The organism is Nioella sediminis (assembly GCF_001879695.1).
In the GTDB taxonomy this organism is placed as follows: Bacteria; Pseudomonadota; Alphaproteobacteria; order Rhodobacterales; family Rhodobacteraceae; genus Nioella; species Nioella sediminis.
The window spans coordinates 16,198-29,252 of record NZ_MNBL01000101.1; the positions used below are offsets into that span (position 1 = coordinate 16,198).

Annotated in this window: 13 protein-coding genes; 10 read left to right on the plus strand and 3 right to left on the minus strand. The window is 62.7% G+C overall.

Translation table 11 applies throughout. The annotated features are described in order from the left end of the window. Nucleotides 1–144 precede the first annotated feature (144 nt). The 8 genes from BKY26_RS12725 (at nucleotide 145) to BKY26_RS12760 (ending at nucleotide 7,940) form a co-directional block, all read left to right on the plus strand. Nucleotides 145–543, plus strand: a complete 399-nt coding sequence (locus BKY26_RS12725; RefSeq protein WP_071690766.1) for a MerR family transcriptional regulator — start codon at nucleotides 145–147, stop codon at nucleotides 541–543. A 30-nt stretch (nucleotides 544–573) separates the two neighbouring features. After that, nucleotides 574–2,346, plus strand: a complete 1,773-nt coding sequence (locus tag BKY26_RS12730; protein ID WP_071690767.1) for an acyl-CoA dehydrogenase C-terminal domain-containing protein — start codon at nucleotides 574–576, stop codon at nucleotides 2,344–2,346. A gap of 9 nt (nucleotides 2,347–2,355) precedes the next feature. After that, the gene (locus tag BKY26_RS12735) at nucleotides 2,356–2,568 is read left to right on the plus strand and encodes a hypothetical protein (RefSeq protein WP_071690768.1); all 213 of its coding nucleotides are present in this window, start codon (nucleotides 2,356–2,358) and stop codon (nucleotides 2,566–2,568) included. Between the two features lie 334 nt (nucleotides 2,569–2,902). Continuing rightward, a complete protein-coding gene (locus BKY26_RS12740; protein WP_071690769.1) occupies nucleotides 2,903–3,547 on the plus strand; it encodes a glutathione S-transferase family protein in 645 nt (214 codons plus the stop codon). Continuing rightward, complete coding sequence (locus BKY26_RS12745) at nucleotides 3,544–4,035, plus strand: hypothetical protein (protein ID WP_071690770.1); 492 nt, start codon at nucleotides 3,544–3,546, stop codon at nucleotides 4,033–4,035. The genes BKY26_RS12740 and BKY26_RS12745 overlap by 4 nt, the downstream gene beginning before the upstream one ends. A 16-nt stretch (nucleotides 4,036–4,051) precedes the next feature. After that, entirely contained in the window at nucleotides 4,052–5,263 is a 1,212-nt protein-coding gene (locus BKY26_RS12750; protein ID WP_071690771.1) for an acetyl-CoA C-acetyltransferase, read from the plus strand. Next, entirely contained in the window at nucleotides 5,263–5,736 is a 474-nt protein-coding gene (locus tag BKY26_RS12755; RefSeq protein WP_071690772.1) for a cupin domain-containing protein, read from the plus strand. Before BKY26_RS12750 ends, BKY26_RS12755 begins: the two co-directional genes overlap by 1 nt. Next, nucleotides 5,733–7,940, plus strand: a complete 2,208-nt coding sequence (locus BKY26_RS12760) for a 3-hydroxyacyl-CoA dehydrogenase NAD-binding domain-containing protein (protein WP_071690773.1) — start codon at nucleotides 5,733–5,735, stop codon at nucleotides 7,938–7,940. Before BKY26_RS12755 ends, BKY26_RS12760 begins: the two co-directional genes overlap by 4 nt. A gap of 53 nt (nucleotides 7,941–7,993) precedes the next feature. Here BKY26_RS12760 and BKY26_RS12765 read toward each other — a convergent pair whose 3' ends face one another. Both BKY26_RS12765 and BKY26_RS12770 read right to left on the minus strand, forming a co-directional pair. Further along, the gene (locus tag BKY26_RS12765) at nucleotides 7,994–8,527 is read right to left on the minus strand and encodes a dihydrofolate reductase family protein (RefSeq protein ID WP_071690774.1); all 534 of its coding nucleotides are present in this window, start codon (nucleotides 8,525–8,527) and stop codon (nucleotides 7,994–7,996) included. Between the two features lie 143 nt (nucleotides 8,528–8,670). Next, entirely contained in the window at nucleotides 8,671–9,339 is a 669-nt protein-coding gene (locus BKY26_RS12770; protein WP_158514336.1) for a Hint domain-containing protein, read from the minus strand. A gap of 401 nt (nucleotides 9,340–9,740) precedes the next feature. On the opposite strand from BKY26_RS12770, the gene BKY26_RS12775 reads away from it, so the two are divergent. Beyond that, nucleotides 9,741–11,372, plus strand: coding sequence for an AMP-binding protein (locus BKY26_RS12775; RefSeq protein WP_071690776.1), 1,632 nt, complete (start codon nucleotides 9,741–9,743; stop codon nucleotides 11,370–11,372). Nucleotides 11,373–11,395: 23 nt separating this feature from the next. Beyond that, on the plus strand, nucleotides 11,396–12,544 hold the full coding sequence (locus BKY26_RS12780; RefSeq protein WP_227435023.1) for a M24 family metallopeptidase: 1,149 nt from the start codon (nucleotides 11,396–11,398) through the stop codon (nucleotides 12,542–12,544). Between the two features lie 131 nt (nucleotides 12,545–12,675). Here BKY26_RS12780 and BKY26_RS12785 read toward each other — a convergent pair. Continuing rightward, the coding region (locus tag BKY26_RS12785) for a Hint domain-containing protein (RefSeq protein WP_193600191.1) at nucleotides 12,676–13,055 on the minus strand (380 nt) is incomplete at its 5' end.

The window sequence follows — 13,055 nt, forward strand, 5'->3', positions numbered from 1 at the left end:
TCGCGCAAAAATCCGCTGACGCGCGGTCAATTTCAAAAGTGACGCGACGTCTCTTTTACGTTAACGTAAACTTCTCTTGTAAGCTGTCCCCGAGAATCGCAAATCGGGACCCACACAACGATGTTTATGACCACAGGTGACCTCATGGATCCCGAAACCATGTCGATCCGCGAGATGTGCGATGCGTTCGATGTGACGCCGCGCACCTTGCGCTTTTACGAGTCCAAGGAACTGCTCTTCCCGATCCGGGAAGGCCAGAAACGGCTGTTCACCCGGCGCGACAGGGCGCGGCTGAAGCTGATCCTGCGCGGCAAGCGCTTCGGTTTCAGCCTGGAGGAAATCCGGCAGCTCCTCGAACTCTACTATGTCGGCGACCAACAGGAAACGCAGCTCAAGCGCACGCTGGAAGTGGCGCGCGAACGGCTCGATGACCTGGAACGCCGCCGCGCCGAACTGGACGATGCCATAGACGAGATGAAATCTCAGATGGGCATGGTCGATGACATGCTGGCCAGCCTGTCCGGCGGCCAGAAATCAGCCTGATACCCTTTTCTGCTTCTTCGGGAGGACCAGATGCCGAGCTACACCGCCCCCACCAAGGACATGCAATTCATCCTGCACGACGTGCTGAAGGTGACCGAGCAATCCATCCCCGGCTATGACGAGCTGGAGCGCGATTTCACCGCTGCCATTCTGGAAGAATGCGGCAAGCTGAATTCCGAGGTTCTGGCGCCCCTAAACGTCGTGGGCGACAAAGAGGGCTGCGTGCTGGAAAACGGCGTCGTGCGCACCCCCACCGGGTTCAAGGCCGCCTTCGACCAGGTCCGCGAAGGCGGCTGGCCGGGTCTGGACATGCCCGAGGAATTCGGCGGCCAGAACATGCCCTTCGTCATGGGCGCGGCCACGCTGGAAATGTTCGCAGCCTCCAACCAGGCTTTCGCCATGTATCAGGGCCTGACCCATGGTGCAGCCTCGGCCATTCTCGCGCATGGCTCCGATCAGCAGAAGGCAACATACCTGCCCAAGATGATCGCCTGCGAATGGACTGGCACCATGAACCTGACCGAGCCCCATTGCGGCACCGATCTGGGTCTCATGCGCACCAAGGCAGAGCCGCAGGACGATGGCAGCTATGCCATCACCGGGCAGAAGATCTTCATCTCGGCCGGTGAACATGACATGGCCGAGAACATCATCCACCTGGTTCTGGCCAAGATCCCCGGCGGCCCCGAGGGCATCAAGGGCGTGTCGCTCTTCATCGTGCCCAAGTTCCTCGTGAACGAAGACGGCAGCCTTGGTGCGCGCAACGGCGTTGCCTGCGGCAAGATCGAGGAAAAGATGGGCATCCACGGCAATTCCACCTGCGTCATGAACTATGACGGGGCCAAGGGCTGGCTGCTTGGCGATCTACACAAGGGCATGCGCGCCATGTTCACCATGATGAACGAGGCCCGCATTGGCGTCGGCATGCAAGGCCTCGCGCAGGCCGAGGTCGCCTACCAGAACGCGCTGGCCTATGCCAAGGACCGGCTTCAGGGCCGCGCCGTGACCGGCGTGGAAAACCCCGACGGCCCCGCCGATCCGCTGATCGTGCACCCCGATATCCGCCGCAACCTCATGGATCAGAAAAGCTTCACCGAGGGCGCGCGCGCCTTCGTCCTGTGGGGCGCGACGCTCATCGACCAGGCCCATCGCGGGGGCGACGCCGATGCCGACGGGCTGATTTCGCTGATGACCCCGGTCATCAAGGGCTTCCTGACCGACAAGGGCTATGACATGACCGTTCAGGCCCAGCAGGTCTATGGCGGCCATGGCTATATCGAGGAATGGGGCATGTCGCAGTTCACCCGCGACGCCCGGATCGCGATGATCTACGAAGGCGCCAATGGCGTGCAGGCGCTCGACCTCGTGGGCCGCAAGCTGGCAGCCGATGGCGGCAAGCACGTGATGGCCTTCTTCGAGATGGTCAAGTCCTTCTGTAAGGACAATGGCGACGAAGCGATGGAGCCCTATGTGGCCCCGCTCAAGCAGGCGTCGAAGGATCTTCAGGCCGCAGGCATGTTCTTCATGCAGAACGGTATGAAAAACCCCAACGCCGCTCTCTCCGGGTCGGTCGACTTCATGCATATGATGGGCCATGTCTGCCTCGCGCTGATGTGGGCGCGGATGGCGAAAACCTCGCTTGAGGCCCTTGCAAACGGCACCGAAGACCCTGATTTTCATGAGACGAAGCTCGTGACCGCGCGCTACTACATGACCCGCCAACTGCCCGCCACGGGCATGCATCTGGCGCGGATCCAGTCCGGCGCCGACACCGTCATGGGCCTGACCGCGGACCAGTTCTGAGAGGGACCAATGCCCAAACGCCTGCGCCTCACCCGCCGCCCCAATATCGCGATGTCCGAAGACGGGTATCGCAAACTGAGGGCACTGGCCGGTGAGGCCGGGCTTGATGAGGGGGAGTTTCTGTCCTTCCTCTTCGAGAACTGGAAAAGCGTGGTGGATGACGACAATTTCACCCACCGCATCCGGCTGTTCAATTCGGAACTGGAAACACGAAAACGGTAAACGCCTCGCGTGGGCGGAAAGCGAAGGATTTGGGTATTTTTGCAAAGAAGAAGGGGTGAGACATCCCGTTTGCCGACCGGCACATCGAAGCCCGAACCGGGCCAGCAGGGCGGCGCGACAAACAGGATGCCTTCTCCTTTGGCGGTCATCGGCTCCCCAGCCTGTACCGCGACTCGGAAGCTAGGCGATTAACCTTAACAATCCGTTATGAGCCGTCTTCTTTGCGAAAATACCCCGCAGGGGGGACGCTCTTTGAGCGCCATTGGTTCAAGCCCAATGGCGACGAGGATGCGAAATCCCCCAGCTGCGCGACACTGGCCAGGGAGGATGGCGCATGACGATCAAGCTCTACTGCTTCGGGGAAAGCGGCAATGCCTACAAGGCGGCGCTGGCGCTGGAACTGTCCGGCCTGGACTGGGAACCGATCTTTGTCGATTTCTTCGCCGGGGTAACCCGCACGCCCGAATACCGCACCAATATCAATGAAATGGGCGAAGCCCCGGTTCTGGTCGATGGCGACGTCAGGCTCACCCAGTCCGGCGTCATCCAGCAATATGTGACGGACAAGACCGGCAAGCATGGCGGCGCGCCAGAAGACCGCTACGAGGTCCTCCGGTGGGTCTTGTGGGACAACCACAAGCTGTCTTCCCAGGCCGGGATGACCCGTTTCCTGATGAACTTCCTGCCCGAGAAGCATCGCGACGCCAATGTGATCGCCTTCATGCAGGGCCGCCTGAAAGCCGCCTATGCCACGCTGAACGCCCATCTGGAGGGCCGCGACTGGATCGTGGGCGACAGCCTGACCAATGCCGATCTCTCCTGCTGCGGCTATCTCTATTACCCCGAGCCCTTCGGCTTTAACCGGGCCGGCTGGCCCCATATCGACGCCTGGCTCACCCGCCTGTCAGACACGCCGGGCTGGCAACACCCCTACGACCTGATGCCGCGTGCCCTGGCGGAGAAAGAGACCGCCAAATGACCGCAGCCTTCGCAATCATGGCCGCCATTGCCCTGCTCGGCGGGCTGGTGGGAGGCGCGAGCCTTGCCTGCGTTCTCAAACCCTACCGAGGACGGACGGACCCGCTGCCCCGCAGCGCCTTCATCGGCCTCTTCGGCGCAACCTTTCTGGCCGTGCTGCCCGCGATGGCGGTGTTTCTCGGCCTGATCGACTACGAAGCCCCCGCAACGCTGCTGCTCTTCTTCGGCACGGGGGTGATCACCGCCCTGCCGCTTCTCATTCCGGCAGAGCGGTTGCCGCGTGACGCTCCGCTGATCTTCGCTGGCTTCGCGCTTGCCACCCTGTCCGCTCTGGCCACGCTCTTCTGGGCCTCCCAGAACTTCCGGGATGCGCGCGATACCCTGCACAGGGCCTGTTCCACCGCAACCGAAACCCGCAGCGCCGCCCGCGCTTGCAGAGAGCATGTCGACACCCATTGGTCGCTTCCATCCGACCTGCCACAGACCTGAGACGTAAGGATTCCCCATGACCGACGCCTATATCTATGACGCCATCCGCACCCCGCGCGGCAAGGGCCGCAAGGACGGCTCCTTGCACGAAGTCAGCGCCGCGCGGCTATCCGCGATTGCGCTGAACGCGCTCAAGGACCGCAACAATCTCGAAGGCCACGCCGTCGAGGACGTGATCTGGGGCAATGTCACCCAGGTGGCCGAACAGGGCGCCTGCCTCGCGCGCACCGCGGTTCTGGCCTCCGACCTTGACGAGTCGATCCCCGGCCTCTCCATCAACCGCTTCTGCGCCAGCGGTTTGGAGGCGGTGAACCTTGCCGCCAACCAGGTGAAGGGCGGCGCGGGCCATGCCTATATCGCCGGTGGCGTCGAAAGCATGAGCCGCACGCCCATGGGCATGGATGGCGGCGCAATTGCCGTCGATCCCGCCATTGCGATGGACAATTACTTCGTCCCGCAGGGCATTTCCGCCGATATCATCGCCACAGAATACGGCTTCACCCGCGATCAGGCCGATGCGCTGGCCGTCGAATCCCAAAAGCGCGCCAAGGCCGCCTGGGATGACAATCGCTTTGCCAAATCCATCGTGCCGGTCTTTGACCAGAACGGGCTGCCGATCCTCGACCATGACGAATACATGCGCCCCGGCACCGACATGCAGTCGCTCGGTGGCCTCAAGCCTTCCTTCAAGGATATGGGCGAGGTCATGCCCGGCTTCGATGCCGTGGCGCTGATGAAATACCCGCATCTGGAACGGATCAACCACATTCACCATGCGGGCAATTCCTCGGGCATCGTGGACGGCGCTGCCGCCGTTCTGATCGGCAACAAGGAATTCGGCGAGGCCATGGGGCTGAAACCCCGCGCCCGCATCCGCGCCACCGCCAAGATCGGCACCGATCCCACCATCATGCTGACCGGCCCGGTTCCGGTAACGCAGAAGATCCTGGCCGAGTCCGGCATGACCATCGGCGATCTGGACCTTTTCGAGGTCAACGAGGCCTTCGCCTCGGTCGTCATGCGCTTCCAGCAGGCCTTCGACGCGGATTGGGACAAGATCAACGTCAATGGCGGCTCCATCGCCATGGGCCACCCGCTTGGCGCGACCGGCGCGATGATCCTCGGGACGCTTCTGGACGAACTGGAACGCTCCGACAAGGAAACAGGGCTTGCCACGCTCTGCATCGGGTCCGGCATGGGCGCCGCCACCATTATCGAGCGCGTCTGATGCCCAAGATCGACCTTACCAAACTGGAGGCCCGCACCGGCTCCATCTACCCCGCGCCTTATGATGCCGAGATGGAGGGGCGCAGTTCGCTTCGCGTGGGCGATGCGGGCGGTCTGACGCAGTTCGGCGCGAATATCGTGATCCTCGCCCCCGGCGCGAAATCCTCGCTGCGCCACTGGCACGAACAGCAGGACGAATTCGTGATGGTCACGCAAGGCATCTGCACGCTGGTCGATGACCACGGCGAAACGCCGATGTCCGTGGGCGATTGCGCGACCTTCAAGGCGGGCGATCCCAACGGCCATTGCTTCATCAACAAAACCGGCGACGAGGCCCGCTTCCTCGTCATCGGCACCCGCACGGAAACCGAGACCGGCTGGTATAGCGATATCGACCTGAAAATCAGCGTCGACGCATCCGGTTTCACCTTCACCCGAAAAGACGGCACCCCGCTCAAGGGAGACGAAAAATGACCGATTTCACCATGAAAACAGACGCCGACGGCGTCGCAACCATCCTCTGGGACACTCAGGGAAAGAGCATGAACGTCATGACCCTCGATGGCTGGGTCGAGCTGGAGGCGCTGATTGATCAGGCGCTGGCTGACGACGCCATCAAGGGCGTGATCCTGACCAGCGGCAAGCCCGGCAGCTTCGCTGGCGGGATGGACCTCAAGGTCATTGCCAAGATGAAGGAAATGGCGGGCGACAATCCCGCGAAGGGCCTCTTTGACGGGATCATGAATGCCCACCGCATCATGCGCAAGATCGAGCGCGCGGGCATGGACCCCAAGACGCTGAAGGGCGGCAAGCCGATCGCCTGCGCCCTGCCCGGCACCGCGCTTGGCATTGGCCTCGAAATTCCGCTCTCCTGCCACCGTATCTTTGCCGCCGACAACCCTAAGGCCAAGATCGGCCTGCCGGAAATCATGGTCGGCATCTTCCCCGGCGCGGGCGGCACCACCCGCCTGACACGCAAGATGGGCGCGATGACGGCCAGCCCCTTCCTGCTGGAAGGCAAGCTTTCCGACCCCAAGAAGGCCAAGGCCGCGGGCATCGTGGATGAAGTTGTTCCGGCTGACGAGTTGCTCTCTGCTGCGAAAGACTGGGTCCTCAATGCCAAGGATGCCGATATCGTCAAGCCATGGGACCAGAAGGGCTACAAGATGCCCGGCGGCGCGCCCTATTCGCCCTCCGGCTTCATGACCTTCGTGGGCGCGTCCGCGATGGTGAACGGCAAGACCAAGGGCGTCTACCCGGCGGCCAAGGCGCTGCTATCGGCCGTCTACGAAGGCGCGTTGGTGCCCTTCGATACGGCGCTGAAGGTCGAGGCGCGCTGGTTCACCAATGTGCTGATGAACCCCTCGTCGTCGGCCATGATCAACAGCCTCTTCGTCAACAAGGAAGCGCTGGAAAAAGGCGCGAACCGCCCTGACGTGGCCGATGAAACCGTCAAGAAGGTCGGCGTTCTGGGCGCGGGCATGATGGGCGCGGGCATCGCCTATGTGTCCGCCAAGGCGGGCATCGAGGTTGTGCTGATCGACAGCACGCAGGAAGCCGCTGACCGGGGCAAAAGCTACTCCACCGGCATCCTCGACAAGGGCATTTCGCGCCGCAAGGTGACGGAAGAGCAGAAAGAGGCGCTTCTGGCCCGCATCACCGCGACCACCGATTACGCCGCGCTGGAAGGCTGCGACCTGATCGTGGAAGCGGTCTTCGAAGACCCGTCCGTCAAGGCCGAGGTGACGGCAAAGGCCGAGGCCGTGATCCCCACGGACGCGATCTTCGCCACCAACACCTCCACCCTGCCGATCAGCGACCTGGCGAAGGCCAGCAAACGGCCCGAGCAGTTCATCGGCATCCACTTCTTCAGCCCCGTCGACAAGATGCTGCTGGTGGAGATCATCAAGGGCAAGGAAACCGGCAGCCGCGCCGTGGCCAAGGCGCTCGACTACGTGCGCCAGATCCGCAAGACGCCCATCGTGGTCAATGACGCCCGCTTCTTCTACGCCAACCGCTGCATCATTCCTTACATCAACGAAGGCATTCGCATGGTGAAGGAGGGCGTGGCCCCGGCGTTGATCGAGAATGCCGCCAAACTGGTTGGCATGCCGCTCGGCCCGCTGCAACTGGTGGATGAGACCTCGATCGACCTCGGGGTAAAGATCGCCAAGGCCACCAAATCCGCCATGGGCGATGCCTATCCCGATGCCGCCGTCGATGACGTGCTGTTCTGGATGGCCGACGAGGGCCGCCTTGGCCGCAAGTCCAAATCCGGTTTCTACGCCTATGACGACAACGGCAAGCGTCAGGGCCTGTGGGAGGGTCTGGCCGCGAAGTACCCGGAGGCGGACGCGCAACCCGAGCTGATCGAGGTCCAGCACCGGCTTCTGTTCGCGCAGGTTCTGGAAGCGGTCCGCGCGCTGGAGGAAGGCGTGCTGGAAGACATCCGTGAAGGCGACGTGGGCGCGATCCTCGGCTGGGGCTTCGCCCCATGGTCCGGCGGTCCGTTCAGCTGGCTCGACATGCTCGGCACGCCCTATGCGGCCGAACGCTGTGACCAGCTGACCGAGACCTATGGCGACCGCTTCTCCACCCCCGATCTGCTGCGCGAGATGGCAGGCAAGGGCCACAGCTTCTATGGCCGCTTCGGGCCGCAGGCGCAGACAGCCGCGTAAACCGGCAGACCAACTGGGCGAGGCGATCACACCGCCTCGCCCTTTGTCATCCCCTAACCGATGATTTCGAACTCCTGATAGAGATAACCGCCGTCATAGACGGTCTGCGCATGCAGCCGCAGGTCCGGTTGTACCGGACAGCCCCCGAACATCAGCGTACCGCCGCCCAGAACAATCGGCGCGCGTTTCACCCGCAGCCGGTCGATCAGCCCCCAGCCCAGCAACGCCCCGGCAAACGCCCCGCCACCGCACAGGTAGACCGGCCCGTCAGACCCACGGATCACCGCCTCCACCTGCGCCCGCCCTGCCCCGCGATGCAGGGTCACGGACCGCTCTTCCGGCAGCTCCAGCCGCTCGGAAAAGACATGGGTCCGCATGTGGGTGTAGGGGTTCTGCCCCGGCTCCATGCCAAAGCGATACCCGAACTCGTAAGTGCCACGCCCCATGATGGCGGTGGCATAGCCCGCCAGTCGGGCGACATAGTCTTCCACCACCGGCCCCTCATGGGCAAAACCGGAAATGTCCCCTTCGGGACCGGAAATATAGCCGTCCAAAGACACGGCCACGTCATAGATAACGGGATGCATTCAAGTGCTCCTCAAACAAGGTCCAACTTGGCCCCAAGGGGCCACGCAAACGGGTTGGTCCTTACTTGATCACTGGCAGAGCACTCCTGTTGTCACGGCCAAGCCTACCCTGCACCCGGCAGGAATGGCAAGCCGAGACCGGCCTAGTCCGCCTCTGCCGCGACCATCGCCCGGCCTTCGGCAAAGGTCCCGGCCTCGATATGCTTCATCAGCAGTCGCGCTTTTTCCCAGCTCAGCGCCTTGCAGTTGTCCACGATCTTCAGATGCCCCATTGCCACCTCGAAACTCAGCGCATCGTCGGCCAGCAGATAGGTGCCGCCGCCCACGCAAATCGCCTGTGGCTGATCGAAGATCAGTTCATAGACCAGCTGATCCCCCACGGGTTCCACCGGCTTGATACCGCCATATCCATCCAGCGCCTTCGCTGGCAGCAGAACGAAGGGATCGCCGGTCATCTTTTCCACCAGATCGCTTTCATAGATGACCGCCTGATGCTGCATCAGTTGCAAGGGCTCACAATTGCCCAGCGCCCCTGCGGGTATTTCAAAGGGCCAATGCTCCATGCAGCGTTCGGACGGGCTGGCCCAGGCCCGGCGCTGGATGATGGCGCGGATTTCCTTGTATCCATCCTCGAAGGTTTCCACCAATGTTCCCGGCGTCAGCTCGCTGACCGGCAGATCGCCATAGGGGGTCTGCACCGGTGTCCGCCCCTGCAACCCCAGGGGCAAGGCCTCGCCGCCGAACCCGGTCAGCATCGCCGCACCGGGAATGATGGCCTTTCCAACGGCCCTGTGTCTGATCTGCTTGGTCACGCTCGATTCCATTGTTTGATTGAGTTTCTTATTGAGATTCAGAATGGCGAAAATATGAAAAACTTCGAGCAATAATAATTAACGGATCATTTCCCCTTAAAGAGCATTTCCAGTTTTCTGAATGGAGCATCATACAAAGCGCCACCCGGATCAGCCGCTGCTCGACAGACGTCCCGATGCAATTGCCCTGCGATTCGCAGCCCGATGCAGGACAGCACCTGCTCGGGCGGCGCGCGCGCCGGTTCACGGTGCATCGGCAGCCTGCATTAGCGACTGTTCAGGATACGGGACCGCCAAATGTCCGACATTTGGTGCCGTTGCGTCACACAAACTCTTTTCTTTTGAAAAATCTCTGCCAAACATCCCGATCATCGCATCGACGACCGGCAGGAGGACACCGCATGGGCTGGATGAAGGATGAAACCGGGCTGGAGAAACGCGCCGCGAATTTCGTGCCGCTGACGCCGCTGACGCATCTCAAACGCGCCGTGCTGGTCTATCCGCAGGTCGAGGCGCTGGTCTATGGCACGTTCCGAAAGACCTATGCCGAATACCATGCCCGCGTCTCGCAATTGGCCTCTGCCCTTGCCGGGCGTGGCGTCGCGCCGGGTGACGTGGTCGCCACCGTCATGCCAAACGTCCCCGCCCAGGCCGAAGCGCTCTTTGGCGTGCCTGCCTGCGGGGCGGTTCTGAACACGATCAACACAAGGATCGAAGTCGGCACCATCAGCTACATCCTCGACCATGGCGAAGCCTCGGTCGTGCTGGTCGATACCCAGTTCCTCGGCGCGGTCGAAGCGGCGATGAAGGAGATGGAAAGCGAAGATCTGCCGCTCATCGTCGAGGTTCCCGACGAACAGGCCGGCTACCCCGCCTCTGGCCGTCACCTGACCTATGAGGATCTGCTGGCCGAGGGCGATGCCGATTTCGAATGGATCATGCCCGAAGATGAATGGGAGAGCATCGCGCTCAACTACACCTCCGGCACCACGGGCCGCCCCAAGGGCGTCGTCTACCACCATCGCGGCGCCTATCTGATCACCATGGGCACACCGATTTCCTGGCGGATGACGCTCTATCCCCGCCTGCTGACCATCGTGCCCTTCTTCCACTGCAACAACTGGTGCCACACCTGGATGCTGCCCGCGCTTGGCGGCACCGTAGTCTGCTGCCGCGACGTGACCGCCAAGGCGATCTACGACGCCATCGCCGATGAGGGCGTGACCCATTTCGGCGGCGCGCCCATCGTGCTGAACATGATCGTGAACTCATCCGAGGCCGACCGCCGCGCCTTTGATCACATCGTCGAGGTCTTCACCGCAGGCGCCCCCCCCGCCGCCGCAACGCTCGCCGCGATCGAGCCCATGGGCTTCAACGTCACCCAGGTTTACGGCCTGACCGAAACCTATGGCCACGCCACCGAATGCGTCTGGAAAGATGACGAATGGGGCGCACTGGCCCAGGAAGACCGCGCCGCGATCAAGGCCCGTCAGGGCGTCGCACTGCCCAATATGGAACCCATCATCGTAACCGACAGCGACATGAACCAGATCCCGCAGGACGGCGCTGCGACCGGCGAAATCATGATCCGCGGCAATTCGGTGATGAAAGGCTATTACAAGAACCCCCGCGCCACCGCCGAATCCTTCCGGGGCGGCTATTTCCATTCCGGCGACATCGCGCTGCAACACCCCGACAGCTACATCCAGATCGCCGACCGCGCCAAGGACATCATCATCTCGGGCGGCGAGAATATCAGCTCGGTCGAGGTGGAAGGCGCGCTGATGCATCACCCCGCCGTGCTGCTTTGTGCCGTGGTGGCCAAGCCCGATGACAAATGGGGCGAAGTGCCCTGCGCCTTCGTGGAACTGAAACCGGGTGTCGAGGCAACCGAGGCCGACCTGATTGCCTTCGCCCGCCAACGGCTGGCAGGCTTCAAGACCCCCAAGCGCGTCCTGTTCCAGGAACTGCCAAAGACCTCGACCGGCAAGATCCAGAAGTTTGAGCTGCGCAAACTGGTGGTCGATCTCTGAGCATCACTCAAAGGAGTGTCGCCATGCCCCTGTTCGAACACCGCCTGCAATCGCTGCGTCACCGTATGGCCGAAGCAGGGATGGACATCGCACTGATCACCGATGACGACAATGTCTACTACCTCACCGGCTACTACGACTACCTGCATATGGAGTTCGGGCGGCCCACGATTCTTGTGGTTCCTCGTGACGGCGACAGCCTGCTGATCACCCCCACGATCGACCTCAACTCTGCGCTGGCCTCGGCCCGGGTGGACCGGATCGCCGCCTGGAACGACGGCATGGGCGCCGAATGGCGCGAAGAGCTGCCCGGTGCGTTGAAGGGGGCCGCCAGCATTGGCCTTGAACCCCATCATATGCCACCGCTGGTGCGGGCCTATGTGGATGAGCTGACCACCGGACAGACCATCACCAGCGTGACCCCGATCCTTGCCGACATGCGCATGATCAAGTCAGAGCAAGAACTACAACTGGCCCGCCATGCCGGGCAGGTCGCCGATGCGATGATGGCGGCAGGCCGCGGTGCGATTGCCGACGGGGTGCCGGAATACGAGGTCGCCATCGCCACCTCGCAGGCGGGCACCCGCAAGGCGGCGGAGCTTCTGGCCGCCCATTACGACGACACCGACATGTCACCCAACACGCATTTCCTGCAAATCATGGCCTCAGGCAGCGACATCGTGAAAACCCACCACCGCGCCTCGACCCGGATCATGCGGCGGGGCGAACCGGTGTTCCTGTGCTTCTGCGGGATGACCAATTTCCACCGGTTCAAGCTGGGGTTCGACCGGACCTTCTGGATCGGCGACGCGCCCTCAGATCAGGTCGCGGTCTACGAGGTCGCGGTGGCCAGCCAGAAAGCCGCGCTCGACGCGCTGCGCCCCGGCGTGACCGCCGAAAGCGTCCACGCCGCCTATGCCGAGGTGATCCAGGGCGCAGGCTTCGAATACCCGTTTCGCTGCGGGCGGGCGACGGGCTTCAGCTTCCTCGAGAAACCGCAACTGGTGACCGGCGACACGACGATCATCCAGCCCGGCATGGTGCTGGCGGTTGATGGCTCGGTCTCGGTCGAGACCTTCCGCGCGCAGGTGGGCGACAGCTTCATCATCACCGAAGACGGGTGGGAGCCGCTGACCCACCACCCCAAGGCGCTGGCAGAGGTGGTGCTGTAGGGGGCAAACACACCCTCCCTACAGACCCCCTGCAAGCAAACAGCCTTTGGGCCGCCCAGTCCCCCCGCCAGATAACCGACAACCGATCCGGGATTACCGTGCCGGTCTCCGGTCTCTCCTACGCGGGATCGTCAGGCGACCTTCGCGGGGCAAAGCCGCGCCCTGATGTGGGCAGGCACCTGCCGCGCGCTCATGGCACGGGGGAGGGGCAGTTCCGCCATCTCGGGCACGTCGCCATAAAGCGCCTCGAACTCGGCCCAGTTGTCGAAGACCCTGCGGGAGGCATTGTCGATGAAGGTCTCGGCAGGCGCGCCATTGGCGAGGATGATCTCATGCGCCTCGGTCTCGATGTGATAGACGGTGTAGCTCTCACCCATCTCCGCCAGCGGGACACGGGTGATCGTCTCGCCGTTCACCAAGGCGCCAGCGTGGCAGATCACGCCATCGACGATCATGCCATGGTCGGCGGTCACCGTCAGGTCGCTATGCGGTAGCCCCTCGCCCAGTGCCC